Annotated in this window: 32 protein-coding genes and 6 pseudogenes; 23 read left to right on the top strand and 15 right to left on the bottom strand. The window is 32.2% G+C overall.

The genetic code is table 11. From position 1 onward, the window contains the following. Nucleotides 1-154 precede the first annotated feature (154 nt). Nucleotides 155-1,105 (top strand): L-threonine 3-dehydrogenase, encoded by a 951-nt coding sequence (locus PWK10_RS01915; RefSeq protein ID WP_008907415.1) that lies wholly within the window; start codon nucleotides 155-157, stop codon nucleotides 1,103-1,105. A 37-nt stretch (nucleotides 1,106-1,142) separates the two neighbouring features. On the opposite strand, the gene PWK10_RS19295 is transcribed toward PWK10_RS01915, so the two are convergent. From PWK10_RS19295 to PWK10_RS19315, 5 genes and pseudogenes are all read right to left on the bottom strand, one after another. Beyond that, nucleotides 1,143-1,574: a transporter associated domain-containing protein gene (locus PWK10_RS19295; protein WP_446715323.1), complete on the bottom strand. Its 432-nt coding sequence runs from the start codon at nucleotides 1,572-1,574 to the stop codon at nucleotides 1,143-1,145. A gap of 5 nt (nucleotides 1,575-1,579) precedes the next feature. Beyond that, a complete protein-coding gene (locus PWK10_RS19300; RefSeq protein ID WP_446715324.1) occupies nucleotides 1,580-1,858 on the bottom strand; it encodes a CBS domain-containing protein in 279 nt (92 codons plus the stop codon). Nucleotides 1,859-1,870: 12 nt separating this feature from the next. Beyond that, a pseudogene (locus PWK10_RS19305) lies at nucleotides 1,871-2,298 on the bottom strand (CNNM domain-containing protein); the annotation flags it as partial. Between the two features lie 57 nt (nucleotides 2,299-2,355). Next, nucleotides 2,356-2,751, bottom strand: coding sequence for a hypothetical protein (locus PWK10_RS19310; RefSeq protein ID WP_446715279.1), 396 nt, complete (start codon nucleotides 2,749-2,751; stop codon nucleotides 2,356-2,358). A gap of 11 nt (nucleotides 2,752-2,762) precedes the next feature. Next, nucleotides 2,763-3,337 (bottom strand): annotated as a pseudogene (locus PWK10_RS19315) (radical SAM protein). A gap of 346 nt (nucleotides 3,338-3,683) precedes the next feature. Between PWK10_RS19315 and PWK10_RS01930 the strand changes: the two are divergent. The 5 genes from PWK10_RS01930 to PWK10_RS01950 all read left to right on the top strand — a co-directional run bounded on the left by PWK10_RS01930 (nucleotide 3,684) and on the right by PWK10_RS01950 (nucleotide 7,765). After that, on the top strand, nucleotides 3,684-5,237 hold the full coding sequence (locus PWK10_RS01930; RefSeq protein ID WP_274767207.1) for a phosphodiester glycosidase family protein: 1,554 nt from the start codon (nucleotides 3,684-3,686) through the stop codon (nucleotides 5,235-5,237). Nucleotides 5,238-5,293: 56 nt separating this feature from the next. Next, the gene (locus PWK10_RS01935) at nucleotides 5,294-5,713 is read left to right on the top strand and encodes a hypothetical protein (RefSeq protein WP_274767208.1); all 420 of its coding nucleotides are present in this window, start codon (nucleotides 5,294-5,296) and stop codon (nucleotides 5,711-5,713) included. A 116-nt stretch (nucleotides 5,714-5,829) separates the two neighbouring features. Then, a complete protein-coding gene (locus PWK10_RS01940; RefSeq protein ID WP_274767209.1) occupies nucleotides 5,830-6,912 on the top strand; it encodes a metallophosphoesterase family protein in 1,083 nt (360 codons plus the stop codon). A 50-nt stretch (nucleotides 6,913-6,962) separates the two neighbouring features. Next, entirely contained in the window at nucleotides 6,963-7,091 is a 129-nt protein-coding gene (locus tag PWK10_RS01945; RefSeq protein WP_274767210.1) for a hypothetical protein, read from the top strand. A 206-nt stretch (nucleotides 7,092-7,297) separates the two neighbouring features. Continuing rightward, on the top strand, nucleotides 7,298-7,765 hold the full coding sequence (locus PWK10_RS01950; protein ID WP_274767211.1) for a hypothetical protein: 468 nt from the start codon (nucleotides 7,298-7,300) through the stop codon (nucleotides 7,763-7,765). 19 nt (nucleotides 7,766-7,784) lie between these two features. Here PWK10_RS01950 and PWK10_RS01955 read toward each other — a convergent pair whose 3' ends face one another. Next, nucleotides 7,785-8,612: a methyl-accepting chemotaxis protein gene (locus PWK10_RS01955; RefSeq protein ID WP_008907411.1), complete on the bottom strand. Its 828-nt coding sequence runs from the start codon at nucleotides 8,610-8,612 to the stop codon at nucleotides 7,785-7,787. Between the two features lie 230 nt (nucleotides 8,613-8,842). Between PWK10_RS01955 and PWK10_RS01960 the strand changes: the two genes are divergently transcribed. The 4 genes from PWK10_RS01960 to PWK10_RS01975 are packed head-to-tail and all read left to right on the top strand — an operon-like array spanning nucleotide 8,843 to nucleotide 10,583. Further along, a complete protein-coding gene (locus tag PWK10_RS01960) occupies nucleotides 8,843-9,241 on the top strand; it encodes a hypothetical protein (protein WP_274767212.1) in 399 nt (132 codons plus the stop codon). Further along, the gene (locus tag PWK10_RS01965) at nucleotides 9,196-9,747 is read left to right on the top strand and encodes a hypothetical protein (RefSeq protein WP_008907409.1); all 552 of its coding nucleotides are present in this window, start codon (nucleotides 9,196-9,198) and stop codon (nucleotides 9,745-9,747) included. The genes PWK10_RS01960 and PWK10_RS01965 overlap by 46 nt, the downstream gene beginning before the upstream one ends. Nucleotides 9,748-9,774: 27 nt before the next feature. Further along, nucleotides 9,775-10,047, top strand: coding sequence for a LysO family transporter (locus PWK10_RS01970; RefSeq protein ID WP_008907408.1), 273 nt, complete (start codon nucleotides 9,775-9,777; stop codon nucleotides 10,045-10,047). 2 nt (nucleotides 10,048-10,049) lie between these two features. Beyond that, nucleotides 10,050-10,583, top strand: coding sequence for a lysine exporter LysO family protein (locus tag PWK10_RS01975; protein ID WP_274767213.1), 534 nt, complete (start codon nucleotides 10,050-10,052; stop codon nucleotides 10,581-10,583). 54 nt (nucleotides 10,584-10,637) lie between these two features. On the opposite strand, the gene PWK10_RS01980 is transcribed toward PWK10_RS01975, so the two are convergent. Next, on the bottom strand, nucleotides 10,638-10,817 hold the full coding sequence (locus PWK10_RS01980; RefSeq protein WP_274767214.1) for a DUF1540 domain-containing protein: 180 nt from the start codon (nucleotides 10,815-10,817) through the stop codon (nucleotides 10,638-10,640). 294 nt (nucleotides 10,818-11,111) lie between these two features. Between PWK10_RS01980 and PWK10_RS01985 the strand changes: the two genes are divergently transcribed. After that, entirely contained in the window at nucleotides 11,112-11,726 is a 615-nt protein-coding gene (locus PWK10_RS01985) for a hypothetical protein (protein WP_274767215.1), read from the top strand. Between the two features lie 140 nt (nucleotides 11,727-11,866). Beyond that, nucleotides 11,867-12,100, top strand: a complete 234-nt coding sequence (locus PWK10_RS01990; RefSeq protein WP_274767216.1) for a hypothetical protein — start codon at nucleotides 11,867-11,869, stop codon at nucleotides 12,098-12,100. Between the two features lie 33 nt (nucleotides 12,101-12,133). Here the strand turns inward: PWK10_RS01990 and PWK10_RS19320 are convergent, their stop codons facing one another. The 8 genes from PWK10_RS19320 to PWK10_RS02035 all read right to left on the bottom strand — a co-directional run bounded on the left by PWK10_RS19320 (nucleotide 12,134) and on the right by PWK10_RS02035 (nucleotide 15,946). Then, complete coding sequence (locus PWK10_RS19320) at nucleotides 12,134-12,253, bottom strand: peptidoglycan-binding domain-containing protein (RefSeq protein ID WP_274768066.1); 120 nt, start codon at nucleotides 12,251-12,253, stop codon at nucleotides 12,134-12,136. Nucleotides 12,254-12,335: 82 nt separating this feature from the next. Further along, nucleotides 12,336-12,833, bottom strand: a complete 498-nt coding sequence (locus PWK10_RS02000; RefSeq protein ID WP_274767217.1) for a L,D-transpeptidase — start codon at nucleotides 12,831-12,833, stop codon at nucleotides 12,336-12,338. Nucleotides 12,834-12,924: 91 nt separating this feature from the next. Continuing rightward, on the bottom strand, nucleotides 12,925-13,341 hold the full coding sequence (locus tag PWK10_RS02005; protein ID WP_274767218.1) for a hypothetical protein: 417 nt from the start codon (nucleotides 13,339-13,341) through the stop codon (nucleotides 12,925-12,927). A 165-nt stretch (nucleotides 13,342-13,506) separates the two neighbouring features. Then, nucleotides 13,507-14,091: a peptidoglycan-binding domain-containing protein gene (locus PWK10_RS02015; protein WP_274767219.1), complete on the bottom strand. Its 585-nt coding sequence runs from the start codon at nucleotides 14,089-14,091 to the stop codon at nucleotides 13,507-13,509. Between the two features lie 522 nt (nucleotides 14,092-14,613). Continuing rightward, nucleotides 14,614-14,850 (bottom strand): hypothetical protein, encoded by a 237-nt coding sequence (locus tag PWK10_RS02020; RefSeq protein ID WP_274767220.1) that lies wholly within the window; start codon nucleotides 14,848-14,850, stop codon nucleotides 14,614-14,616. 201 nt (nucleotides 14,851-15,051) lie between these two features. Beyond that, a complete protein-coding gene (locus PWK10_RS02025; protein WP_274767221.1) occupies nucleotides 15,052-15,252 on the bottom strand; it encodes a hypothetical protein in 201 nt (66 codons plus the stop codon). A gap of 47 nt (nucleotides 15,253-15,299) precedes the next feature. Continuing rightward, nucleotides 15,300-15,584 (bottom strand): BON domain-containing protein, encoded by a 285-nt coding sequence (locus PWK10_RS02030; protein WP_008907401.1) that lies wholly within the window; start codon nucleotides 15,582-15,584, stop codon nucleotides 15,300-15,302. A 2-nt stretch (nucleotides 15,585-15,586) separates the two neighbouring features. Continuing rightward, nucleotides 15,587-15,946, bottom strand: coding sequence for a BON domain-containing protein (locus PWK10_RS02035; RefSeq protein ID WP_008907400.1), 360 nt, complete (start codon nucleotides 15,944-15,946; stop codon nucleotides 15,587-15,589). 133 nt (nucleotides 15,947-16,079) lie between these two features. Between PWK10_RS02035 and cdaA the strand changes: the two are divergent. The 11 genes and pseudogenes from cdaA to PWK10_RS02090 all read left to right on the top strand — a co-directional run bounded on the left by cdaA (nucleotide 16,080) and on the right by PWK10_RS02090 (nucleotide 26,157). Next, nucleotides 16,080-16,921, top strand: a pseudogene (cdaA, locus tag PWK10_RS19325) (diadenylate cyclase CdaA). Next, the gene (locus PWK10_RS02045) at nucleotides 16,899-18,101 is read left to right on the top strand and encodes a CdaR family protein (RefSeq protein WP_274767222.1); all 1,203 of its coding nucleotides are present in this window, start codon (nucleotides 16,899-16,901) and stop codon (nucleotides 18,099-18,101) included. The pseudogene cdaA and the gene PWK10_RS02045 overlap by 23 nt, the downstream one beginning before the upstream one ends. Before the next feature lie 12 nt (nucleotides 18,102-18,113). Then, nucleotides 18,114-19,715, top strand: a pseudogene (locus tag PWK10_RS02050) (NAD(P)/FAD-dependent oxidoreductase). Nucleotides 19,716-19,803: 88 nt separating this feature from the next. Beyond that, nucleotides 19,804-20,883 (top strand): annotated as a pseudogene (gene buk / locus PWK10_RS02055) (butyrate kinase). After that, a pseudogene (gene ptb / locus PWK10_RS02060) lies at nucleotides 20,880-21,787 on the top strand (phosphate butyryltransferase). Before buk (PWK10_RS02055) ends, ptb begins: the two co-directional pseudogenes overlap by 4 nt. Nucleotides 21,788-21,799: 12 nt before the next feature. Continuing rightward, nucleotides 21,800-22,867, top strand: a complete 1,068-nt coding sequence (gene buk / locus PWK10_RS02065; protein WP_274767223.1) for a butyrate kinase — start codon at nucleotides 21,800-21,802, stop codon at nucleotides 22,865-22,867. A gap of 8 nt (nucleotides 22,868-22,875) precedes the next feature. Then, nucleotides 22,876-23,550, top strand: a complete 675-nt coding sequence (locus PWK10_RS02070; RefSeq protein ID WP_008907393.1) for a nucleotide-binding protein — start codon at nucleotides 22,876-22,878, stop codon at nucleotides 23,548-23,550. Nucleotides 23,551-23,573: 23 nt separating this feature from the next. Then, on the top strand, nucleotides 23,574-23,783 hold the full coding sequence (locus PWK10_RS02075) for a 4Fe-4S binding protein (protein WP_008907392.1): 210 nt from the start codon (nucleotides 23,574-23,576) through the stop codon (nucleotides 23,781-23,783). An 18-nt stretch (nucleotides 23,784-23,801) separates the two neighbouring features. Beyond that, entirely contained in the window at nucleotides 23,802-24,875 is a 1,074-nt protein-coding gene (locus PWK10_RS02080) for a 3-methyl-2-oxobutanoate dehydrogenase subunit VorB (protein ID WP_274767224.1), read from the top strand. Continuing rightward, a complete protein-coding gene (locus PWK10_RS02085) occupies nucleotides 24,875-25,627 on the top strand; it encodes a thiamine pyrophosphate-dependent enzyme (protein ID WP_274767225.1) in 753 nt (250 codons plus the stop codon). The genes PWK10_RS02080 and PWK10_RS02085 overlap by 1 nt, the downstream gene beginning before the upstream one ends. Next, a complete protein-coding gene (locus PWK10_RS02090; protein WP_008907388.1) occupies nucleotides 25,627-26,157 on the top strand; it encodes a 2-oxoacid:acceptor oxidoreductase family protein in 531 nt (176 codons plus the stop codon). The genes PWK10_RS02085 and PWK10_RS02090 overlap by 1 nt, the downstream gene beginning before the upstream one ends. Nucleotides 26,158-26,297 lie beyond the last annotated feature (140 nt).

A 26,297-nucleotide genomic window follows, 5' to 3' on the forward strand; every position in this document is an offset into this window, starting at 1 on the left:
GAGAAAAATTCTCAAACCCTATTTTGATATTAATTTTTGTTTTTTTATCAAAATGAATAAAAAGTTGCAATTTATTAAAAATTATTATGGCAATAATAATATAATAATGCTATAATTTTAAGTGTAAAATAAATTACTATTGGAGGTATTTTTTATGAAGAAAATACTTGTAACAGGAGCTTTAGGCCAGATTGGTTCAGAACTTACTATGTATCTTAGAAAACTATACGGGGATAGTAACGTTATTGCGACAGATAAGAATCCAAATGGTCCAGAAAAAGTATTACAATCAGGTCCATTTGAAGTAGTAGATGTTACTGATGCAACAAAACTTGCAGAAGTAGTTAAAAAATACTCTCCTGACACTATAATCCATCTTGCAGCTATTCTTTCAGCAGTAGGAGAAGCAAAGCCAGACCTTGCTTGGAATGTAAATATGAACGGATTATATAATGTTCTTGAAATCGCAAGGGAAATGAAGCTTGCAGTATTTACTCCAAGCTCAATTGCAGCCTTTGGTCCAAACACTCCTAAGGAAAAAACACCACAGGATACAATTCAAAGACCAACTACTATGTATGGTGTAACTAAGGTTGCTGGAGAGCTCCTTTGTGACTATTATTTCTTAAAATATGGCGTTGATACAAGAGGGGTAAGATATCCAGGACTTATATCCTACGAAACCCTACCAGGTGGAGGAACTACAGATTACGCAGTTCATATATATTATGAAGCGATTAAGAATAAGAAATATACATGCTACATAAAAGAAGGAACATATATGGACATGATGTATATGCCAGATGCCCTTGAGGCTATAGTTCAGCTTATGGAAGCTGACCCATCAAAACTAAAGCACAGAAATGCCTTCAACATAACAGCAATGAGCTTTGCTCCGGAACATATTGCAGCTGAAATTAAAAAGCATATTCCTGAATTTGAAATGGATTACAATGTGGATCCAGTTAGACAATCAATTGCAGAATCATGGCCAGACTCATTAGATGATAGTGCTGCAAGGGAAGAATGGGGATGGAATCCCAAATATGACCTTGCTTCAATGACAGTTGATATGCTCGAAAAACTTAGAGAAAAGTTGAAATAATTAAGGTGCCATTCGGCACCTTAATTTATGTGAATTTTTATTTGTTCAATTCTTTTTCATCAATCTTTTCAACAGTGAAGGTTATGTTTTCAAATTGGACGCTCTCACCAGTTTCAGGGATATTCCCAATAAGGTTAAGAACAAAACCGCCAATTGTATCGTGATGTTCAGTTGGCAGTTTAAGATTTAATTTTTCATTTACTTCATCTATGCTAACGAGTCCATCGACTATATAAACATTGCTGTCAAGTTTTTGAAAATCCTTAACATCTTCATCGTATTCATCTGCAATATTTCCCACAATTTCTTCAATCAAATCTTCAATAGTAATTATACCTGAAACTCCTCCATATTCATCTATAAGTATTGCCATATGGTTTTTGCTGGCTTGAAGCTCTCTAAAGAGCCTATCTATCTTTTTAGTGTCTGGAACAAAATATGCAGGGCGGAGAAGATCTTTAATTGAAATTTCATCTAATTTTTTGAGGCCATTTCAACAAATAAATCCTTCATATAAAGAATTCCGACTATGTTATCTATATCACCATCATAAACAGGAATTCTTGAATACTGCTCTTCAATAATTTGATGGATTATTTCTTCCAATGGGGAGTTAATATCTATTGCAAAAACTGCTGTTCTTGGAGTCATAACTTCCTTTGCTAAGGTATCATCAAATTCAAATATACCGCCTATCATTTCTTTTTCAGTCTCGTTTAAAACTCCATTTTCCTCTCCAACGTCAATCATCATTCTAATTTCATCCTCTGTAACCTTTTCCTCTTCATAGGTTGCACCAACACCAAAAAGCTTTGCAAAAAGTTTGTTGATAATGTTAATATCTTTACAAATGGAGCTGTTATCTTCGATATAAATACTATTGTTCCTATTATGCTAAAGGCAATTCTTTCAGGATTTTGAAGAGCAAGTCTTTTTGGCAAAAGTTCTCCTAAAACAAGGGTTATATATGAAATAAATAGTGTAACAAGTAATAGCGAAATTTGGTCGCTAAAGGGGATATTTAATCTTTTTAAGTATTGAGAAAAGTAGGTTGATATACTGACTGCTGCTGATGCACTGGCGAGAAATCCTGTTAATGTTATACCAACCTGAATTGTTGCAAGGAATTTACTTGGTTCTTTAAAAAGTCTTTGTATCAATAGGGCTTTTTTATCCCCTTCTTGTGCCTGCATGGAAATCTTATTTCTATTAACTGAAATAATTGCTATTTCAGAAGCAGCAAAAAACCGTTAATTAAAATTAAAACAAATATCAATAAAAAATCTATAAAAACCTGATATGCCCGGGTCATATAAAGGCCCCCTCAAAATTACTTTATATTTATTATATGAAATTTTAAGCCTTTTCAAAAATCTTTTTCTATATCCATAATCTTTGGATATCGGCCTTCCAATGCTATTGATTTTTCCTGAGATACATCCAAAGCAGTGGGCTGGTGTATCGTTAACACAGATTTTACCGGGGTAAAGGGCATAAAGTTTTCTATATTCTCCTTCCGTAACGTTTGGCATTACAACATTAGCACCGCTTTGAAGAGCTATTAATCTTCCGTTTTTATTTAAAGTTTCCATGGCTGTAGTTGCAGGAATATTTATATCGGGTAAAAGTAGCCTAGTTAAAGCCATAACCTTTAAGCTTAATTCAAAGGTTCCCCTTTTTCATCCTTAAGGGGTGTATCGGGGTTTGGAATAAATGGCCCTACACCTATCATATCTGCATCTATTTCTTTAAAAAACAAAATATCATCAGCAAGGGATTCTAATGTTTGCCCAGGAAGTCCCACAAGGCATCCTGTTCCAACTTCATAGCCTAATTTTTTTAAATCCATAAGGCATCTTTTTCTATTTTCATGGCTCATATTAGGGTCAAGCTTTTCGTAAAGTCCCTTATCAGTAGTTTCAATTCTAAGAAGATACCTATCTGCCCCTGCTTCTTTATATGCCTTATATTCTTCATAACTTTTTCGCCTATACTTAGGGTAATTGCAAGATCAAGTTCTTTTATTGCCCTTAATATTCTTGTCATTCTATCGACGTTGAAATAATCATCTTCACCGGATTGCAAAACTACTGTCCTATATCCTAAATTTCTTGCATTTTTAGCAAAATTTATGATTTGTTCTTCCGATAGCCTATATCTTTCTACGTTTTTATTATCTCTCCTTAATCCACAGTATAGACAATTTTGTTTACAAATATTGGAAAATTCTATAAGACCTCTTAAATGGACTTCATCTCCAACATATTTTTTCTTACTCTGTCTGCAGCCTCAAAAATTTCTTTATCGAATTTATCCTCTTTTAAAAGTAAAACTAATTCATCTTTATTTAAACTATGGGTTTCTTCTGCTTTTTAATTACATCTAACAAAGCGATCACCTCTTAGTGTTTATATATAAAAATTATAATATATTTTTCATTAATAATAAATATTAATTAGCTATTTATGTCGAAAATTATCAAAAATTTAACGATTTAAAAATTTAGTGGTATAATATAGAAAAATGAACAATAAACTAATAATTGCGTCTAATTTTTAAAAGGTGTTGGGGTGATTATATGAAGAAGGCTTCAAGGATTTTAAGCATTGCTTTGTCAACATTAATTCTTTTATCTAATGTTGCCTACTCGAAAACAAAAAATTCAGAAACAGAAATTTACAAAACAGAGATAGCAAAGGGAATAACATATACAAGAAAATATATCCAAAATTCTGATAGAAAAAATTTATATATTTTAAATGCTGACTTAAACAATAAAAATATAGAACTTGTTTTTTCAAAAGCTGAAGATAAAGTAAAAAAATCAGACACATTAACTAATCAAATAGAAAGAGAGCAGATAAAGGGGAAAAAAGTAGTTGCAGGTATTAATGCCGATATGTTCGAGATGACCTCGGGGTTTAGCACTGGCCCTCAGGTAAGGGATGGATTCATTTTAACTGGATTTTCTTCAAGAAGCGAAGAAAACATCTATCCTGTATTTGGGCTAACAAAAGAAGGAATACCATTTATAGATTATATTCACATGCAGGCAAGCTTAACAATATTAGAATCAAATGCAAGCATTAGTATAGATAACGTTAATAGGGAAAAGTTTAAAGAGTCCATTATTTTATTAAACAATCTTTTAAACGATGAAAGAAAAGTAGATTTTAAGGATTACTATAAAAACGGAGCTTTAACTGTTATAAAGGGGATTTCACAAATTGAGCTTGGAAAAGAATATGAAGGAGTTGTAGTAGACTTAGGAGTAAATAAGAAGGATATTATTATTCCAAAGGACAGCATAGTCCTTGCAAGCAACGGCAAAAAGTTTAATTGGGTTAAGGATAATTTAAAGGTTGGGGATAAAGTTAAAATAAAAGTGGAATTTGATAAACCAATTAAAGATGTGATAGGAACGTATGCTTTTATAGTAAAGGATGGTAAGGCATTAACTTCTCAAGAGATAATAAACAATGGAGCAAATCCTACCCATGTTAATTCAAAAAGAGCAAGAACAGCTATAGGAATTACTAATGACAATAAGATAATTGCAGTAATTGTTGATTATGGTAATAAAGATGGGTATATAAGCGATGGAGCTACTTATCAGGAACTTGGAGTATATATGAAAAACTTAGGCGCTGTAAATGCTGTTGTTTTAGATGGCGGTGGCTCTACACAAATGAACATTAAATTTCCATGGGAGGATAGTTCAAAGGTAGTTAGTAGGTTATCGGATGGTAGAGAAAGAAACATAACAAATGGAATTTTATTTGTTGATAATTCTGGGCCGAGTTATGTGTTAAATAATATATATTTCCCTGAAAATGATGTTTATATTTATAAAAATTCTCAATATCCCTTAAAGCTTTTAGGATATGATACTAATTATAACAGGGTTGATTTAAAGGAAGCTGATATAAAATGGACAATTGATAAGGATTTAGGGAAAATAGTTAATGGAATATTTATTGCAGGGAATAAAGCAATTACAGGGAAAATAATTGCTGAATACCAAGGGAAAAGGGCAATTTTAAATATTAATGTGGTTGATAAGATAAGTGAACTAAAAATATCTCAAAACAATCTATGGATGAGTATAAATCAAAAAATAAATTTGGCGTAGAAGCTAAATTAAATGGCAAAAATGTTATTGTTTCAGAATCATTAATATCCTGGAGTGTGAATAATAACATAGGTAAAATCGATAAGTTAGGGAATTTTACTGCCCTTCAAAAAGGGAAGGGAGAAGTTGTGGCAAAAATAGGGGATAAAGCTTCAAAGGCACTCATATATGTGGACGTTGATGAAATGATAATAGATGATTTTGAACATAATGAAAGTTCAAGATATTTTGTTGAAGGTCTTTTAAGTTCAAAGGCAGAAACTACAGATCAAAAAGTTAAAAATGGAAGGTATGCCCTTAAGATTTCTTATGACTTAAATGAATGGGATAGAAGGGAGAGTTTAACAAGCAACCTTTATCCTACATTTTACGATGAAAAAAATAATGATTTAATTAACCTTTATGTTTCCCATGTAAAACCTAAAAAATATCAGTTTGGGCATATAGCGAGGGAACAAATGCAAAAGTTTATGTAAATTTAGTTGATAATAATGATAATGTTTATAAAATTCCATTTAATACAAAGCTTCAAAATGGAAAATGGACATTTTTAACAGCTGATATTCCAGATGTATCTATTCCATTAACCTTTATGAATTTATCATTTGTAGAAGATGATAAATCATTGAAAGGATTATCTACAATTTATTTAGATGATTTAAAGTTTATTTATAATGAAGGTAATGATTATACTCCACCAAAGGTTCTAGAGTTTAAGCCCAAAACTATGTATACAACTAATGGAAGACTAACATTAAGGGTTAACGATGATATTTCAGGAATTGATCCTAATTCAATAAATATTAAAATAGATGGAAAAGCCTATAAAGGAGTTTATGATGAAATTCATAAGGAAATATATGTTGATTTTATTGGGCTAGCTGAAGGTAATCATATTTTAAATGTTCAGTTAAAAGATAAGGCGGGAAACGAGACTAGTTTTGAAGGAAATTTTAATATTGTTTTAGAAGAAGATAAAGAAGGCCCTAAAATTACAAATTTATATCCTTTAAATTCTTCAAAGGTTAGAACTAACATGCCGAGGATAGGATTTAATATTTTAGACGATAAAACGGGAGTAAATCAAAATGATATATTCCTTTTTATTGATTCAATCCAGCAAAATGTATTTTACGATAAGACTTCAGGCTATGGATTCGCCTTACCTAAAAATCCATTGTCAAATGGAGAACATACCCTTACAATCTATGCAAGGGATCAAAAGGGCAATGTTTCGGATGTTGTAGTTTCAAAGTTTTGGGTTGAAGATATGAATGTTATTAGCAAAAAGGATATAGTTATTGATGTCTTTGCTGACACACATACTAAGTATTATTTAGACGAGCTTATAGAAACTTCAAGTAAGGATAATCCGGACCTTATTTTACATGCAGGAGATATTGTCGATGGTGATACAAAGGAAGAATGGGATGGAATAAAGGAAGTTTTATCTAAGGTAACAAAGCCATTTATAATAACAGCCGGGAACCACGATTCGTTAAATAACTCTAACGAGCTTTTAATAAATTTTGGAGACTCTACTCAGTTTTATTCCTACGGGAATACCAATATAATTACATTAAATTCTTCAAAGATGTCTTCAATATATAACACTGATCCAACCCAATATGAATTTTTAAAGAGAGCCTTAAGTATATCAAATAAAAAAATATAATAATTCTTACTCATGTTCCGACTAGGGATTTTATTAACAAAGGTTATAATATGCCTGAAAGGGATAACAAACTTTTAAAGGATATAATCTTTGATTATAAAAGTAAAAATAAGGATAAAAATATTCTTGTAATTTTCGGTCATCAACATATATTCAAAAATGGAATGAAAATGGGGTAGACTTTTTAATAGCTGGAAACGGATCGGGTAAAAGATATGCTAAGTTAGAAGATGGCGGATATTTAGGCTTTGCAAGGTTATATATAAACGATAGTATAACTATAAAAAGCGTTCCAGTAATTGAATATCTCGGAATAAAAGATAAGAAGGGCCAGCCGATAAATAAAATAGTTTTACCTAAGGGAAACAAACAAAATATAGAAATTTTGGGTTATATTACGTTTGGAAGCTATAATAATATATTTAATTTAACGAACTTAAAAGATGTAGAAATTTCAATTGCTAACCAAGATCCTAATGTCGTATCCTTTAAAAACTGGAGCTTTGAAGCAAGAAACGTTGGGTTAACGACATTAACCATAAAAGTAGGTTCAACTGTTTTAAATATTCCGGTTGAGGTTGTAGATAAAGAAGTTCCTTTAACAAAAATTAAATTTGACAAAGACAATTTAACTATATCTAATGGAAAAAGTTATAGATTAAACATCGTTGGATATGATATATATGGTAATAGCCATATAATTGACAACAATAAAATAAAATATTTGATTAATGGTAAAATAGGAATAATAAAAAACGGAGTATTGACAGTTAAGGGGAAAAGGGGCATTAAAGGAGAAGTCGTAGCTGTTTATAAAGACAAGAAAGCGGTTATGAAGGTTCAAATTAAATGAGGCTGCTTTGCAGCCTCATTTATCTTTTGCTGGTCATTTCAAACAGAACTTGAGCAGTTGCAGAGATTTCCTCTACAGTTGCTAAAATTTCTTCAAGAGCAGTTGCTTGATCTTGGAAAACTATATTAGTTTTGTTTATATCGGAACTTATATCGTTAACATATTTTTGTATATTTTTAAGGATTTCATTTATTTTTTTAATTGATTCATTGCTGGAGGTAGAAAGTTTTCTTATCTCTTGAGCTACTACTCCAAATCCTTTTCCGCTCTCTCCAGCTCTTGCAGCTTCAATAGCAGCATTTAATCCCAAAAGATTTGTTTGATCTGCAATGTTTTTTACAAATTTTAAAATTTCATCGGTATTTTTTACCTGTTCATTGGCCTCTTGAATAGTATGCTGAATTTTTCTATTGGCTTCAGAAACGTTTTGGACTCCAACGGCTATATTGCTTATCGCTTCAGTAATTTGAGACAAAGCATCATTTAAATTATTAGATAGTTCCTGGATTTCAACATGCTTTTTCGTGCTTTTAATTATAGACAAAACACCAATTACATTTTTGCTATCGTTTTTAATAGGGACAGATATGCATTTAATTGGCTCGCCGAATATTTCTTTAGGAATTTCTTTAGTTATTACATTACCTGTTTTTATGGCTTCATAATCTGCACCATCCTTTGATATAAGGTCTCCTTCTTTAACATATATGTTTAGTTTATCAAGATAATAAACTTTAAGATATTTTTCTCTGTCAGAGATATTAAAGGCAACCTTTTCATCAAAGAACTTAATTAGGTAAGGCAAAACATTTTCAAAGGATTGGATGAAATTTTCAAGATTATTCATAAAATTCCCCTCTCTTTATGATTTTATCATAAAATATAGTTTAAAGTAATATTTTTAAATTAGTAATTTTGTTAGGTGAAGATATGAGGAAAAAAGGATGATTTATAGAAAATTGTTTGTTAGATTAGTTATCGCAATACTTTTATTAATTTTTATATTTTTTTATTAAAAATTGATAAGGAAAAGATTCAGGTAAAAAAGTCACAAGGCAAGAGGCGTATAAAAGGGCGATGGAGATAATTAATTTTGTTTGGGAATATCAACCTAAAGTGTTTAATCGTGATGATATCAAATTGCCTAATTTTTTAGGGAATGAGAGGAAAATTGTTGTTGGCATTCCCTACTGTTGGGGAGGATATATTTCAGTTGATATTAGCGATAGGATTGATGTTAAAAATTTTAAAGATGCTATAGAAAAGGATTATGTCCCAGGCAATGTTTTAACAGAAGGAGGCTATAAGGCAAAAACTGCCGGACTTGACTGTTCAGGATTTGTAGGAGCTGTGTATAATTTACCTGAAAAGGTTTCTACAAAGACTTTAAAAAGATATTTTAAATATATAAGCATAAAAAAATTAAACCTATGGATATTTTTAATGCTGAAGGTGAGCACACGTTTATTTATTTAAAAGAAAGTTATGATAAAGAGGGAATTATAACTCTTGAGGCAAGGCATAGTAATAGTTTAAAAAGTAAGGATAAAACTGTAGTAAGTTATAGAACATATGAAGAAATCAAAAAGGGGCAAAACGGTAAAAAATTTTATCCTATGAGATATAAAGGAATAGTGGAAGATGATATTAAAGTAAACATGGATTCGTATGAATACAATAACACTCTTGATAAGGCTTATAAAATAAAAAAGAATATGCTTTTTTCAGGAAGCATTGATTATATTGAGGATATTGATATATTTAAAATAGATGTAGAATATAAACAAAAAATAATGCTTAAGGTTTTTCAACTTCCAAAGGATATAAAATTGACAATTAAAAATGCTGATGAAAGGGAATTAAAAGTTATTGAAAGACAGGGCTTTTATTTATTAGAACTTGATAAGGGAACTTATTATTTACAATTTAAGAATAATAGCTTGAAAACTTTGGAAGAAAATTATATATTTGAAATAAGTTAAATTTTAAATAATAAAGGGGAGATGGGTGTGTATTTAATTTTTTTAAGTTTATTTTTAGGAATTATGGTAGGTGCATTTTTAAAACTGCCTGATACAATAGTTAAATTTAATTCAAAATTTCAATTAGCTGGATTATTTTTGCTTATTTTCACTATGGGAATTAAGATCGGAAACGATGAAAATATTGTTAAAAATATTAAACTTATTGGAATTAAATCTTTTTCCTTTGCCCTTTTTACAGCTTTGTTTAGTGCGATTGCTGTATATATTATTTATATAAAATTTTTAAGGGAGGAATAAAGATGGTCTATATTATTTTAATTTCTTTAACATTAGGAATAGCCTTTGGAAATTTCATTTCGCCGGAAATGTTCAAAGATATTGATAAAATATCAACTATAGCACTTAATCTTTTGATTTTTTCGGTAGGGGTAGATATTGGATTGAATAAAGAGGTCCTTACAAAGATAAAGAAAAAGGGGGTTAAAATACTATTAGTTCCTCTTGCTGTAGTTATTGGTAGCTTGTTTGGAGGTTTGATCGTAGGATTAATTTTTAAATTACAGACAAATTTAGCTTTGGCTATTTCGGCAGGCTTTGGGTGGTATAGCCTATCAGCAGTAATTTTGACAAATTTAGCAGGTGCAGAAGCTGGAACAGTTGCATTTTTAAGTAACGTTTTTAGAGAACTTTTAGCCGTTTTATCCATAGGCTTTATAGCAAGCAAAATAAACTACATAACTGCAATAGCACCATCAGGGGCAACAGCAATGGATACAACTTTGCCTGTTATTTCAAAATTTACAGATGAAGAGACCGTCGTCATTGCTTTTTGACCGGCACAATTCTAACCTTTTTAGTTCCTTTCCTTGTCCCATTTTTTATAATATTTAGGATCTGGCTAAGCCAGATCCTTTATTTTTCTCAAAGCTGCCACAGTCTGTGCTTTCCTTTGTAGTTGCAGGAGTAGTATGGTTTACAACTTGGATTGCATTAAGGGTGCAATAATTTTCGTTTTGTGCATGATATTTGCAGTCACGAACATTACAAGCAATGCTTCTATTTACCATATTAACACCTCCATTAAATTTTTACAAAATTATTGTGTGCAATAAGTAAAATATTATGCTATGATTTGTTAAATAATTTTGCGAAATATAGGAAAAAATAGGAATAAAACTTATATTAAAGGCAAAAATTAAGAATAAAATGGATTAGTGTTGTAATATACATGAATTTGAAGGACGAATATACACTAATTTTTGAAGGATTTATTTATTTAAAAAGAAGTATTTTAAATAGTAAATTATGGAAGAGGGGATGATAGTGATTAAAAAGATATTAATTTTTATTCTTGCTTTTTTATGTTCTTTATTTATAAAACAAATGACCTTAATGCAAAGAAAAGTTTTAATTTATTATATCCAGAATTTTATTATCTTGATGGTGGAGAGTATTTTATAGATACAAATGATTTTAATATTTATAAAGATAAATCTTTATTAATTAAAGATTCAAATGAAATGGGATTTATTAAATATGGTGACAGCATTTTCTTTATAAATAGCAAAGATAATTATTTATATAGGTTTGACCTTCAAAATAAAAGAGTAGACAAGGTAAGTCAAAACAAGGTATTTAAAAAATATCTAAATTTTTTCATCTTAAATGACAAAATATTTTATTATGACTATAAAAATGAATTAAGGAAAATATGGAATGGAAGGGATTTGATAGCTCTTCCCTTTGAAGCTAATATCGCTAATGCATTATTTGAAAATAGAATTATTATAAACAACATGATTTTGACTTGGGGGCAGAAGGGGATATATAAAATTGATTTAGAAAACTATTCAATATCTAGATTATATGATGAAGAAGTTTATGCCCTTCAGGCCAATGATGAAAATATTTATTTTATTGATAGCAATTTGAATTTGGTAGTTATGAATTTTTATGGCAAAGTCGCAAAAAAATAAAAACAAATGCAGTTGACTTTGGAGCTGACTTTAATTTAGGGAAGTTAATATTAGATAATGGATTTTTATATTATATAAATTATCACTTAAAAGGGAACAAATTAATAAGAATAGAATTAAAAAACTATAAAGAAGAGGTTTTGCTTGAAAATGTAATTGATTTTTATGTTAAAGACAATATGTTATTTGTATTATCAAAAGCGGATGGAGATAATATAAAACTTATTGATTTAAAAAATAAAAAAATTACCTTACTACCTAAAGAAAATTACATATCTTTACTTTCATATAATAACAATATTTTATGTGTGTTAGTAAAATCTAAAAATCATGAAAATTTTTTAGGTGAATTAAAATTTATAGATATAAAATAAGTTCCCCAATTGAAGGATTAAGTCAATTGGGGACTAATCAAACAGATAAATTCCAAGCTTGCTATAAAAGGATATGCCGATATAATCTGAAACAGAAAGCCCATGTTTTCGTTGAAAACTATGAATGGCATGTTTTGTGCTTTCATTATAAATACCATTTACATAGCCATTGTAAAACCCTAATTCCTTTAATTTTTTTGGATTACATAAACATCGGAACCTCTATCACCTGGTTTTAAAACCCTAAATCCGCTTCCAAAGGGGCCAAAGGGCCGCCGTAAATTGTAACTTTTGTTCCAATTGGAGTAATTCTATAAAGTTCTGCGACATCCCTATTAAACATACGTATGCATCCATGGGAGAGGGGACGACCTATGGACCAAGGTTCATCAGTTCCATGGATTCCATACATACCCCAAGGGACATTGAAACCCATCCAATAACCTCCAAATCCTTCGCCCCATCTTGCCTTACTTGTTATTGTCCAGGTTCCGATAGGGGATGGAGTTTTATACTTTCCTGAGGAAACAGGATAAGTTTTTACAACCTTTCCCTCTGATATAAGATACATTTTATTTTCAGTTATATCGACGAAGATATACAGATTAGTAAATTTTTTATTTAAAAATGTTTCTTTAAAAACGCTATTTCCATCAATAAAAGTAATTTTACCGCTTATTATGACAATTAGTGATATAAATATAATGAATATGATTAGAACAGCTTTTTTCACATGACCACCTTTAAAATAAGTTTCTATAAAATAATATTTCATATTGAAGGGAAATATTACAAAAAACCAGGCCAAAAGCCTGGTTTAATACTTATCTATTTGCAGAAATTTTTATCATAGCTTGATGCCTTTCATCTACCTGCCAATCCTTATGTCTTAATGAGTTAACAAAGTGGATATCAAAATGTCCGTCCATATTATTACCCTTTATATAATCATAATTTGGACCATAACCATAATTACCGGATCTATTATATACATTTACCCCTGAAGGATATGCATCAAGACCAGCATGTGGCATACCCGCCATTGAAGCTGCAATTCTTCTTCCGTTTACAACTAAAATAATAGGTCTAACATCCCATGTCCAATTTCCACCGAATATTTCCTTCATTATTGCTGTATCCTGTGCCGTTAACGTTTCAACATCGGCATGACCAGATCCTATAGTTCTTTTTATTCTAAAGCTTTTTCCTGTAAAGTAATCTATAACATGTGGCTTCAGCACCTACTGGGAATATATATTGAGCTTGCGTAAACCAATCAAGATACTCGCCATATTTTGGATAATATGGCTTTACAGGAACTACAATTTTGGGAATTCTCATAGCTTGTCCAATGGATAAAACTGTTGAAGTAGTTATATTATTTGCACTACAAATATCATTTACCGTTACTCCAAACTTTTGTGATATACTCCAGAGCGTGTCCCTTTTTGCACATAATAAATTTGATAATCAGTATATGATCTGTATTTATTATCGATAACCTCAAAAAGCTTGTTAAATAAAGTTTTATCAGCCCTTCCTGTTACATTAAGACCATAATCCCTTTGAAAATTCATAACTGCACTTTGTGTAAGGCTACCGAAGTATCCTGTTGGTTGAACTGAAAGATATCCTAACGCGTAAAGATAAGTTTGAAGTTCGGAAACACTTTCATGCCTCATTCCAAAGGATAATATTTTCGGTTCATTAGCTAATGCTTTGTTAAGTTGGTTAAGAGTAACAAGGTCTAAAGTCCCAGTTGGATTTAGTGAGTTATCGGCTTGAAACTTCTGAACCGCTAAGTATGTGGTATAGCCATATATTCCATCGATGTTTGATGTGTAGTAGCCTAATGTTTTAAGGTTAGTTTGAAGTTCTGCAACCTGTTCACCCCTATTACCATAATATAACGGGAGGGTTATAGCAGCGTTGACTACTGAAGGGATTATAAGTAGGAAGGCTATTAATAGTGATGCTATTCTCTTTACCATGCTAACCACCCCTTAAATCTTTTTTTAAATTATATCAAAATTTTATTTAAATTTTAATGAACAAATTATGGCAGGGGTGGCAATATGATCATGATTTAAGGGAGCCCATAAAGGCTCCCCTAGAGATTGTTTAAATCGGAAAAGGCTTGTTTTTGATTGTTGTATTCTTCTAAGGTTTCTATCCATAGGTTGGTTATTTGGATATACGATTTTTGAGCTTCTTCGAATTTTTGATTGATTTTTGTAAGTGTTTCCTGGTCAGAACCCGTTTGAGAAAGAAGACTTATGGTTTCTTTGAAGTTTTTGCAGTAGTCTACATAAGAGTTTATAATATCGTCAATTTTGGAATGGATGTTAACTAATTTTTCAGGAATTGATAAATTTGAAAATGCCGCTTGTAATGCCTCAAGTTTAATTAATTTTTTTCTATCGCTATGTTTGTTGAGTAGATAGAATCTTGACTATTCATTATATTATCTAAATAAGTATTTAAATCTGTTTTTATATAAATAAATTCATTAATCAATTTATCCATTTCGATAAAATAATTTTGATATTGTTCAAATAATCTATTTTTTGTTCGTAGGTTGAATAGTATTTATATGCAAATGTATGTAAATTGTTTGGCAAAATAGCAAATTCAGAAGGTAATTTGATTTTAGCTATTTTTAAATTGTTATATTTTTCCTGAGTTTCAAGCATGTATTTGTTGAAATTATCTATAGCATTAAATATTTTGTTGGATTTTAGGTTATTCATAATAAGCCTAAGTTGCGTAAGGAGTTTTTGTTTGTATTAATACATTCAATAACTTTTTATGCTCATATGTGTATTTTTCCGGCGGAGTAATATTTTGTAGTTCAATAATTAAGTCACCCATTCTAACTTCTTTGTTTTCAATTTCAGATATTAAATTTTTAATGGATGTATTATCATCAATAGAAATCGACTGTAAAAGAGCTAATTTTTTGAAATGTCCTTATTTAATTGTTCTGCATTGTTTAATATCTTTTTAACTTGCTTTAAATAGGATTGGTTTATAGAGTTATATAAGTAATAAAAAGAAAAATAGATGATTGAAGAAGTAAGGGTTAAGGTTAATAAAACTATTAGTATTTTAATTTTATTTATTTTTATTTCTCCTTGGATTTTATTTCTCATTGAACCCCTCCAATAAATATTTACTAATAAAATTCTACTAAATCCAATTATTTCCTTCTAATTTTCAAAAAGTTTTTTACATTTCTTACTCCCTCGATGCCTTCTGCAATTTCCTCAGCTGTTTCCATATCATGAAGACTATCCACATAACCGGTTAATCTTACACTTCCATTGTCAACGAAAACCCTTATATCATTTCTGTCCAGATTATTGTTTACAAGTTCAGTTTGTATTCTGTTGTTGATTGTAACATCGTCAATTTTATATAAAGAATCAATTTCAACATGGGATACAACGTCTTTAATCCCAAGGGCTTCTGATGCTAATTTCATGGCTAATTTTTTTCCTTTAATGTTTTTACCCTGCCTTTCAAAATTGCTGTTCCTCTTTGAACCTGAACACCAACTGAGGTAAGTTCAGGATGTCCTTTAAATTTATTCATTACGTTTTCTTCAATTTCTTTGTCTTCTATTGTTCCATCAGTTGAGACGGTTATTGAATTTTCAATAGAATCTACCCCATCAATTCTTGATGCTAATTCTTCTACAGCTAATTTCTCAGATAGTGTGTCAACTATTCCATATAAAGTTACATGACCATTTACACATTTTACGTTTATATCCATAGAAAGTTCTTTAAGTTCTCTTTCTAGTAGATCTCTAATTTCATTTTCTATTCTTTCATTTTCTAACATAGGATCACTCCTTTACATTATATTCCTTAAATAATTTTTCCATAATCTAAAAATTTAATTCATTAAATTATACTAATAAAAAATTTTTTGATATATAATTATAGTTGAGATTTATTGTGGGAGTGAAAGTTATATGAATGGCTTTACTGGAATTATGGATCTTATTAAAAATATGAGTATAAGAAATGTTATTGATATTTTAATAGTAGCTTACATTTTTTATGAATTTTATATTTTTATAAAACAGACAAGGGCTGAACAGCTTTTAAAGGGACTTGTTTTTATCGCTGTTGTTATGAAACTTAGCGATTGGTTTGGACTTGTAACTTTATATTGGCTAATTAAAAATACATTAACAGTTGGAGTTATTGCGTTACTTATTATTTTTCAACCAGAATTGAGAAAGGCTCTGGAACATTTAGGAAGAAGTAGATTCTTAACTAAAAAGTTTTTGAATCGGATGAAGAAATTCAAAAGGTTGTAGATGAAATAGCTGTGGCTGTCAATAATATGGCAAAGACTAAAACAGGTGCTCTAATCGTTATTGAACAGGAGACTGGACTTAATGATTTCGTGGCAAGCGGAACAAAAATCGATGGTATTGTTTCATCCGAGCTTTTGGAAAATATTTTCTTTGAAAACTCTCCACTTCATGATGGGGCGGTAATAATAAGAAGAGATAGGATTGTTGCTGCAGGATGTGTTCTGCCGTTAACAGAGCAAAATGTCAATAAGGATCTTGGAACAAGACATCGGGCAGCAATAGGTGTAACAGAATCGTCAGATGCCATTTCCATTGTTGTTTCTGAAGAAACCGGCACTATTTCTTTGGCGATAAATGGAAGACTTACAAGGGGATACAACATAGAAAGGCTAAAAAATGTCCTAACAAAGCTTCTTATCCATAATATGTTTACTGATTCAACAATGTTTAAGAAGGTGAAAATATGGCTTGGAAAAACAAACAAGAAATAATAACTATGATTTTTGTGTATTTATTGCTTTTGTTTTATGGATTTATGTTATGGGGGAACAAAATCCAACACAAACTAGGGTTATAGAAGATATTCCAGTTTATTTTACTAATCTTGATAATTTAGAACAAAACAATTTGACGATAGTTCCTAACCAAACCTTTGCGGTAAATTTAACAATTACAGGAAGAGCAATGGATGTTTTTAAGGCAAAACCTGAAGACTTTAGATTAGAGGCGGATTTAGGAGGATATATTAAAAAGGGAATTAACAATGTTCCGGTTGAGGTTAAATCGGCACCTAAAGGGGTTTCTGTTCTTTATGAAAGGGGAATTCCCTATGTCAAGGTAAAGATCGATAGCTTACTTGAAAAGACTGTTCCCGTAAGCTTAAATATAACTGGCCAGCCTAAGGAAGGCTTTGGATATGTTAATCCAAATATAAAGCCCTCAGAGATTTTAATAAGAGGACCAGAAACATATGTAGCTAAAGCTATAGGTGCTGTTATAAATGTCGATTTATCTAAGCGGGATACTGATTTTTCAGCCTCTTTACCAATAAAGGTTATAGACAGTTATGGAGATTCTGTCCAATACCTTAATATTGAGCCTAAATATATTGATGTTTACTTTCCGATTAAGCCGTCTAAAGAAGTTCCTGTTATAGTAAAAACAAAGGGCGAAGTTCCGGACAATAAAATATTACATTCAATAAGCCCAATGCCTGCATCTGTTAAAATAATTGGTGAAAAAGACATAATTAATGCTGTTGATTATATTGAGACAGAACCGATGGATTTGTCAAAGATTAATTTATCAACCTATAAAGATATTAATTTGATAATCCCAGAAGGCATTTCACTAGCAAATAATATAAAAAGTATAACCGTTGACATAAAGGTAGAAAATAAAATAGAAAAGACATTATCGGTAGATTTACAAATTCATAATGTTAACAACGATTATGATTATTTAGTTTATCCAACAAAGATTAACGTTACAGTTATGGGATCAGAAAGCATAATTAATTCTCTTAGTTCAGATTCTATTATTGCTTATGTAGATGTATCAGATAAGCAGGAGGGCGAATATCAAATTCCAATAAAACTTGATTTGCCTAACAATGTGGCTCTAAAAAGAAAGCATATAAATGAAGCTACAGTAAATATAAATAAAAAATGATGGAGGTTGCATATGCCAATTAAAATAAACAACATAAGACTATCTATTGATGAGGACATCAGCCTATTAAAACCTAAAGCAGCAAAGCTTGCGAATATTTCAGTTGACGATATGCAAAATTTCAGGATTTTAAAGGAATCGGTAGATGCAAGAAGAAAGGGAAAAATTGATTTTGTTTATCAAGTTATGTTTGAGTGTAGGGATGAAATAAAGATAGTAGAAAGGGCATCGAATAAAGATATAACGATTGAACCAAAGGAAGAAGAATTGAAAATTGAATATGGTAATGAAAAGTTAAATTATAGACCAATAATTATCGGGTTAGGGCCAGCAGGATTATTTGCTGGACTTTTACTTTCTATGCATGGCTATAGGCCGATAATATTTGAAAGAGGAAAGGAAGTCGATGAAAGGGACAAAGATGTTGAAATATTTTGGAGGGAAGGTAAGCTAAATAAAGAATCCAATGTTCAGTTTGGGGAAGGCGGAGCAGGAACATATTCAGACGGTAAACTTACAACGAGAATAAAGGATAAAAGATGTGATTTTGTTTTAGATGAATTTGTAAAGGCTGGTGCACCAAAGGAGATTAAGTATGTTGCAAAACCACATATTGGAACGGATATATTAAAGACGGTTGTGAAGAATATTAGAAAAAAGATTATATCTTTAGGAGGTGAAATTTACTTTAATTCTAAGGTTACTGGATTTAATATAAAGGATGGCAAACTGGTATCCATAATTGTAAATGATAACATTGAAATTCCCAGTGATGTAGTTATACTAGCAATAGGGCATAGTGCAAGGGATACTTATGAAGTTTTATTCAATAAGGGACTTTTAATATCACCAAAGCCCTTTGCAATAGGATTAAGAATTGAACATCTTCAAAAAATGATAGATGAAAATCAATATGGGAAATTTGCAGGACATCCAAGGCTTAAGGCAGCTGACTACAGATTAACCTATACAACAAGGTCAGGAAGGCCTGTTTATTCCTTTTGCATGTGTCCAGGGGGACTGTAGTTGCAGCTTCATCTGAGGAAAATATGGTTGTAACTAACGGAATGAGTGAGTTTGCTAGGGATAAAGAAAATGCAAATAGTGCAATTGTGGTTGGAGTTAACCCTTCTGATTTTGGTTCGGATCACCCCTTGCAGGTGTAGAATTTCAAAGACATTATGAAGGCCTTGCCTTTAAAAAAGGTGGTGGAAATTATTTAGCTCCTGTTCAGCTGGTTGGAGACTTTTTAAAGGATAAAATTTCCACAAAATTGGGCAAGGTTAAACCAAGTTATACAAGGGGATATAATTTTGCTAATTTAAGTGAATGTCTACCTAATTATGTAATAAATTCCATAAAAGAAGGATTGAAGGATTTTGACAAAAAATAAGAGGTTTTGCAAGATATGATGCAATTATGACGGGGGTTGAAACAAGAACGTCATCTCCTATTAGAATGGAAAGAAATGAAAATTTAGAAAGTGCCAATATATCAGGGCTTTATCCGGCAGGTGAAGGAGCGGGATATGCTGGAGGTATTATTTCAGCTGCTGTTGATGGAATGAAGGTTGCGGAAAAAATCATGCAAAAGTTTAAACCTTATGAAGGATAAGTTTTAATTAAATTTAAATTATAGTTGCAAAGTTAAAGTGTAATAAATTAAAATATAAGTGGATACTTTTTTAAAAGGTGGGGGTATCATGAGGGAACTTATACTAGCAATTAATCCAGGTTCAACTTCAACAAAGGTAGCTATTTTTAAGGGAACTGAAAATTTAAGGCAGCAAAATATTTCTCACTCAGCAGAAGAACTTGCAAAATTTGAAAAAATTGCTGATCAGTATGAATTTAGAAAGAATGCTATTTTAGAATGGATCAAAGAAGAAGGATTTGAACTTTCACAATTTATTGCAATTGTAGGACGTGGAGGTCTTTTAAGACCAATGCCAAGCGGGACATATTTAGTGACTGATAAGATGATTGAGGATTTAAAGATAGGTTATCAGGGTGAACATGCGTCAAATCTTGGGGGATAATAGCCAAATCTATAGCCGATTCACAGGGGATAAATGCATATATAGTAGATCCGGTTGCCGTAGATGAGTTTGAAGATATTGCAAGGATCTCAGGTCTTCCAGAGATTCCAAGAAGGTCGTTAGTCCATGCTTTAAATATTAAGGCAGTATCAAGAAGGGTAGCTAAAAGCTAAACAAAAAGTTAGATGAAGTTAATTTTATTGTTGCCCATCTAGGCGGAGGAATTTCTGTTGCCCCTCTCAAGAATGGAAGGATAGTAGACGTTAATAATGCTAATGAGGGTGGACCCTTCTCGCCTGAAAGATGTGGAGGTTTGCCAGTTGGTGATCTTGTAAAAATAGCATTTTCAGGCAAATATACATATAAGGAACTTAAGAAAAAATGGTTGGTCAAGGTGGCCTTGTTGGATATTTAGGAACAAACGATGCAAGGGAAGTTGTAAAGAGGATAAATGAAGGCGACGAATATGCAAAGCTTATATTTGAAGCTATGGCTTATCAAATCGCAAAGGAAATAGGAGCTTGTGCAGCGGTTTTATGTGGAAAAGTTGACAGGATAATTTTAACAGGAGGCCTTGCTCATTCTAATTTATTAAATGAATTAATTATAGATAGAGTAAAATTCATTGCAGATGTAGAAGTAGTTTCAGGGGAAGATGAAATGCTTGCCCTTGCAGAGGGTGCCTTTAGAGTAGTTAAAGGTGAAGAAGAAGCAAAAATATATGAAAAAGAGGTGGTAATATGATTAAAACATTTGATCAAATTTTAGAAAAAGTTAAAAGCTATCCAACTAAAAAATCGCTGTTGCTGTTGCACAGGATGAGCCTGTATTAGAGGCTGTATTTGAAGCTAAGAAAATGGGAATTGCAGATGCTATATTAGTTGGAGATAGGGAAAAGATTTTAGAATGTGAAAAAATCCTTGGAATTCCTGAGGATATGTTTGAGATAATCGATGAAAAGGACAATGCAAAAGCTTCCCTATTAGCTGTTGAACTTGTTTCAAGCAAGAAAGCGCATATGCTAATGAAGGGACTTGTTGATACAGCTACATTCTTAAGAGCTGTTTTAGACAAGGAAAGGGGACTTAGAACTGGTAAAGTTTTATCCCATGTTGCTGTGTTTGAAGTTCCAGCATTAAATAGAATGCTTCTTTTAACTGATGCTGCTATGAATATAGCACCAGATTTGAAAACTAAAAAGGAAATTATTGAAAATGCAGTGGTAGTTGCGAAGTCTATAGGAATGGAAATGCCAAAAGTTGCAGTTGTTGCAGCAGTTGAAGTTGTAAATCCTGATATGCAACCAACAATCGATGCAGCAGTTTTATCAAAGATGAACGATAGAGGACAGATAAAGGGATGCATAATCGATGGACCATTAGCAATAGACAATGCCCTTTCAGAAGAAGCAGCTAAGCATAAGGGAATAAAGAGCCCTGTTGCAGGCCATGCGGATATAATTTTAGTTCCAAATATTGAAACAGGAAATGCAATGTATAAAACTCTTACATATACATCTAACGCAAAGAATGGAGGAATTCTTTCAGGAGCAGCTGCTCCAGTAATATTAACTTCGAGAGCTGATAGCAACGAAAGCAAGTTGTATTCAATTGCCCTTGCTAGTTTAGTGGCTGAAGTTACAAAATAAGGAGGAATTTCTATGTTTAGAATGCTTGTTATTAATCCTGGTTCAACTTCAACTAAAATAGCTGTTTTTGATGACTTAAACCCCGTATTCGTTGAAACTTTAAGACACTCATCAGAGGAGCTTGCACCATACAATACTATATTTGAACAATACGAGTTTAGAAAAAATGTTATACTAAGTGCTTTAAAGGAAAAGAATGTTCCAATCGAATCATTAAATGCTGTAGTTGGTAGAGGTGGACTTTTAAAACCAATCGAAGGTGGAACATATAACGTTAATGAAAAAATGATAGAAGATCTAAAGATTGGCGTTCAAGGGCAACACGCATCTAACTTAGGTGGAGTAATAGCCTATGAAATAGCAAAGTCAGTTAACATTCCTGCATTTATCGTTGACCCAGTTGTAGTAGATGAAATGGATGAAATTGCAAGAATATCAGGTATGCCTGAAATACAAAGAAAAAGCATATTCCATGCTTTAAATCAAAAGGCAGTTGCAAAAAGATATGCAAAGGAACATGAGAAAAAATATGAAGAGCTAAATTTAATAGTGGCTCATCTAGGTGGAGGAATTTCTGTTGGAGCGCATAGAAAAGGAAGAGTCGTAGATGTAAATAACGCCTTAGATGGAGAAGGGCCATTTTCACCAGAAAGAACAGGAAGCCTACCTGTTGGAGATCTTGTAAAACTTTGTTTCTCTGGTAAATATACTTTAGATGAAATAAAGAAAAAAATAACAGGAAAAGGCGGTCTTATGGCTTATTTTGGAACAAACGATGCAAGAGACGTTGAAAAGATGATGAATGAAGGAAATAAAGAAGCAGAACTTGTTTATAAGGCAATGGCATACCAGGTTGCAAAGGAAATAGGAATGTGTGCAACTGTTTTAAAGGGAGAAGTAGATGCCATCATTCTAACAGGCGGTCTTGCATATGGTAAGACATTTGTAGAATGGATCAAGGAAAGAATAAGCTTTATTGCACCTGTTGTAGTTTATCCGGGTGAGGATGAGATGCTTGCCCTTGCAGAAGGTGGACTTAGAGTTTTAAGGGGAGAAGAGATTGCTAAAGAATATAAGTAGGTGATTTAATGTCAAGAATTAGAGTTTTTACAGGTCACTTTGGAAGTGGTAAAACTGAAATAGCTATAAATTATGCTCTAAAACTTAATGAAGAGGGTAAAAAGGTTGCGATTGCCGATCTTGATATAGTAAATCCATATTTTTGCACAAGAGATCAAACAGATTATTTAGAAGAAAAGGGTATAAAGGTTATCGCTACACCAAAGGAGTTTTCAAATGCAGAGCTTGGGACAGTGCCTTTAAATACTTTAACTGTGTTTAATGATAAAACATATGAAGTTGTTTTAGATGTTGGTGGCGATGATCAGGGAGCTGTTGCTTTAGGACAATACAATAAATACTTTAGAGAAGAAGACTATGATATGTATTTTGTTATTAATACAATAAGGCCTTTAACCAATGATGTAGATAGCATAATTCAGTATATAGATGAAATCCAAAGGGCATCGAGGCTAAAGGTAAAATATCTTATTAATAATACTAATCTTTCATATGAAACAACAGTAGATATGATTAAAGAAGGATTTGAGATTGTCAAGGAAGTTTCAGAAAAAATTAATATTCCTATTGCCTTTACGGCAGTAAGGGAAGATTTGGTTTCACAAGTTAAAGAAGAAATTGGGGGAAATATTTTCCCAATAAAAATATTTATGCTTCCTCCTTGGAGGCGTGACTTAGAGTAATTAATTTAAAAGGAGGCCTATGTATGGGTAAGGTAACATTTAGAGAAGATAGGTGCAAGGGATGTGGCTTGTGTATCGAAGTATGTCCTGTGAAAATCATCTCCTTTTCAGAAAAATTGAATATCAAAGGATATCACCCAGCGACAGTGACAGAAGAGAAGATGGTAAAATGCATTGCTTGTGCTTCATGTGCAAGAATTTGTCCAGATGTTGTTATAACTGTTGAAAAATAATTTAGGGAGGTAAATAAGATGGCTAAAAAGGTATTAATGAAGGGTAACGAAGCCATAGGTGAAGCTGCTATCCATGCAGGCTGCCAATGCTTTTTCGGTTATCCTATAACACCACAAACTGAAGTTGCAGCCTATATGTCAAGGAGAATGCCACAGGTTGGAAGAGTATTTTTACAGGCGGAAAGCGAAGTTGCTGCTATAAACATGGTTTATGGTGCAGCAGGCGCTGGTGTTAGAGTGATGACATCATCCTCAAGTCCAGGAATTAGCTTAAAATCAGAGGGTATTTCATATATAGCTGGTGCTGAACTTCCATGTGTAATCATAAACATCGTTAGAGGAGGCCCAGGTCTTGGTGGAATTCAGCCTGCACAGTCCGACTATTTCCAAGCAACAAAGGGTGGCGGACACGGAGACTATAGAATGGTAGTTTATGCACCATCATCAGTTCAAGAGCTTGTTGACCTTGTTCAAGAAGCCTTCGATGTTGCAGATCAGTATAGAAACCCTGTTATGGTTATGGGAGATGGAATGCTTGGGCAGATGATGGAACCTGTTGAATTTAAAGAAAGACAAACTACAAGAAATCTTCCAGAAAAAACTTGGGCTGCAAATGGCTTAAGAGGAAGACAAAATCATAATGTTATAAATTCACTTTTCTTAAAGCCAGAGGAGTTAGAAGCACACAACAGAAAATTACAAGCAAAATATGCTGAAATAGAAAAGAATGAAGTTAAATATGAACTTTACAATTTTGATGGAGAAGTTGATTTAGCAATAGTATCCTATGGAACATTATCAAGAATATGCAAAAATGCAATTAAGATGCTTGAAAAGGAAGGAATAAAGGTTGGGCTAATAAGACCGATAACCCTTTGGCCATATCCCAAGAAGGCATTTGATGAAGTTATGGACAAGGTTAAAGCTGGATTTATATCAATTGAAATGAGCGAAGGTCAAATGGTGGAAGATGTAAAACTTTCAGTTAACGGAAGAAAGCCTGTATTCTTCTATGGAAGAAGCGGTGGAATGGTTCCAACCCCAGCTGAAATTGCAAATAAAATTAAGGAAATCGTAGGAGGTGCTAAGTAATGGCTATAGTATTTGAAAGACCAAAGGCACTTTTAGACGTGCCAACCCATTACTGCCCTGGTTATACCCATGGAGTTATCCACAGACTTGTGGCAGAAGTTATAGATGAGCTTGGAATCTTAGATAAAACAATAGGTGTTGCACCTGTTGGATGTTCAGTTCTTGCTTATGATTATTTTACATGCGATATGTATGAAGCTGCCCATGGTAGAGCACCAGCGGTTGCTACAGGTATTAAAAGGGCAGTGCCAGATAGTATAGTATTTACTTATCAGGGAGACGGTGACCTTGCGGCTATAGGAACAGCTGAGATAGTTCATGCTGCAGCAAGAGGAGAAAAGATAACTACTATATTCGTAAATAATGCTATCTATGGTATGACTGGGGGACAAATGGCACCTACTACGCTTCCAGGCCAGGTTACAGAAACATCACCCTATGGTAGGGATGTAAATACTGCAGGGCATCCAATAAGGGTTTCAGAAATGATTGCGACTCTTGATGGTGCAGTTTATGTTGAAAGAGTTTCAGTTGATAGCGTTCCAAATATAATAAAGGCTAAGAAGGCTATAAAGAAGGCCTTTGAATTACAAATGCAGGGTAAAGGTTTTACAATGGTAGAAGTTCTTTCAATCTGCCCAACAAACTGGGGATTGTCACCAAACGAAGCAATTAAATGGTTAAGGGATAACATGATACCATACTATCCTCTTGGAGTTAAGAAGGATATAACAGCTGGGGAGGTGAAATAATGCCACATCAGGAGATAATATTTGCAGGATTTGGCGGTCAAGGAATTCTTTCAATGGGAAAATTTTTAGCCCATGCAGGTCTTGAAGAAAACTTAAATGTTTCATGGTTCCCAAGCTATGGACCAGAAATGCGTGGAGGAACTTCAAATTGTTCAGTTATAGTAAGCGATGAACCAATCGGTGCTCCGCTTGTAACGGATGCAACAGCTGTTGTAGTAATGAATAGACCATCCCTTGATAAGTTTGAAAGATATGTTGTAAAAGGTGGACTTTTGATAATGGATAGCGACCTTGTAAATAGAGAGCCAGAAAGAACGGACATAGAAGTTATTAAAATACCTGCACAAAGGATTGCAGAAGAGGTTGGATCAAAGAAGATTGCCAACATGGTTCTTTTAGGAGCTCTTGTTGAAAAGACTAAGATAGTTTCAATGGAGTCACTTCTTAAGGCATTGAAGGAGCATGGAAAAGAGCAGTTCTACGAATTAAATAAAAAGGCCCTTGAAAGAGGAGCAGAGTTTGCAAAATAAAGAGAGGCTTAGCCTCTCTTTTATTTTTATATAGCATATTTTAGCATTATCTAATAATTTTCTATATTTTTTCAATTTTATCATTCTTAATTTATCGAATAGCCGATTGATTGGTTGTGAAGTTATAAAATTAATTATAA

This window comes from Caloramator sp. Dgby_cultured_2 (assembly GCF_028872215.1).
Taxonomy (GTDB): domain Bacteria; phylum Bacillota; class Clostridia; order Clostridiales; family Caloramatoraceae; genus Caloramator; species Caloramator australicus.

Excerpts from the sequence above, each read along its gene's own strand:
- PWK10_RS01915 (WP_008907415.1), top strand. The coding sequence starts at position 155 with ATGAAGAAAATACTTGTAACAGGAGCTTTAGGCCAGATTGGTTCAGAA.
- PWK10_RS01960 (WP_274767212.1), top strand. The coding sequence starts at position 8,843 with ATGGAGATAATTAATTTTGTTTGGGAATATCAACCTAAAGTGTTTAAT.
- PWK10_RS02075 (WP_008907392.1), top strand. The coding sequence starts at position 23,574 with ATGGGTAAGGTAACATTTAGAGAAGATAGGTGCAAGGGATGTGGCTTG.
- PWK10_RS02030 (WP_008907401.1), bottom strand. The coding sequence starts at position 15,584 with ATGAAATTAGCATCAGAAGCCCTTGGGATTAAAGACGTTGTATCCCAT.
- PWK10_RS01985 (WP_274767215.1), top strand. The coding sequence starts at position 11,112 with ATGTTCTTTATTTATAAAACAAATGACCTTAATGCAAAGAAAAGTTTT.
- PWK10_RS01945 (WP_274767210.1), top strand. The coding sequence starts at position 6,963 with ATGCCTGAAAGGGATAACAAACTTTTAAAGGATATAATCTTTGATTAT.
- PWK10_RS19310 (WP_446715279.1), bottom strand. The coding sequence starts at position 2,751 with ATGGCTTTAACTAGGCTACTTTTACCCGATATAAATATTCCTGCAACT.
- PWK10_RS01980 (WP_274767214.1), bottom strand. The coding sequence starts at position 10,817 with ATGGTAAATAGAAGCATTGCTTGTAATGTTCGTGACTGCAAATATCAT.
- PWK10_RS01955 (WP_008907411.1), bottom strand. The coding sequence starts at position 8,612 with ATGAATAATCTTGAAAATTTCATCCAATCCTTTGAAAATGTTTTGCCT.
- buk (WP_274767223.1), top strand. The coding sequence starts at position 21,800 with ATGTTTAGAATGCTTGTTATTAATCCTGGTTCAACTTCAACTAAAATA.
- PWK10_RS02085 (WP_274767225.1), top strand. The coding sequence starts at position 24,875 with ATGGCTATAGTATTTGAAAGACCAAAGGCACTTTTAGACGTGCCAACC.
- PWK10_RS02020 (WP_274767220.1), bottom strand. The coding sequence starts at position 14,850 with ATGAATAACCTAAAATCCAACAAAATATTTAATGCTATAGATAATTTC.
- PWK10_RS02015 (WP_274767219.1), bottom strand. The coding sequence starts at position 14,091 with ATGGTAAAGAGAATAGCATCACTATTAATAGCCTTCCTACTTATAATC.
- PWK10_RS01930 (WP_274767207.1), top strand. The coding sequence starts at position 3,684 with ATGAAGAAGGCTTCAAGGATTTTAAGCATTGCTTTGTCAACATTAATT.
- PWK10_RS01975 (WP_274767213.1), top strand. The coding sequence starts at position 10,050 with ATGGTCTATATTATTTTAATTTCTTTAACATTAGGAATAGCCTTTGGA.
- PWK10_RS19300 (WP_446715324.1), bottom strand. The coding sequence starts at position 1,858 with ATGATGATTGACGTTGGAGAGGAAAATGGAGTTTTAAACGAGACTGAA.
- PWK10_RS02090 (WP_008907388.1), top strand. The coding sequence starts at position 25,627 with ATGCCACATCAGGAGATAATATTTGCAGGATTTGGCGGTCAAGGAATT.
- PWK10_RS02025 (WP_274767221.1), bottom strand. The coding sequence starts at position 15,252 with ATGAGAAATAAAATCCAAGGAGAAATAAAAATAAATAAAATTAAAATA.
- PWK10_RS02035 (WP_008907400.1), bottom strand. The coding sequence starts at position 15,946 with ATGTTAGAAAATGAAAGAATAGAAAATGAAATTAGAGATCTACTAGAA.
- PWK10_RS02080 (WP_274767224.1), top strand. The coding sequence starts at position 23,802 with ATGGCTAAAAAGGTATTAATGAAGGGTAACGAAGCCATAGGTGAAGCT.
- PWK10_RS02070 (WP_008907393.1), top strand. The coding sequence starts at position 22,876 with ATGTCAAGAATTAGAGTTTTTACAGGTCACTTTGGAAGTGGTAAAACT.
- PWK10_RS01965 (WP_008907409.1), top strand. The coding sequence starts at position 9,196 with ATGGATATTTTTAATGCTGAAGGTGAGCACACGTTTATTTATTTAAAA.
- PWK10_RS01940 (WP_274767209.1), top strand. The coding sequence starts at position 5,830 with ATGAATTTATCATTTGTAGAAGATGATAAATCATTGAAAGGATTATCT.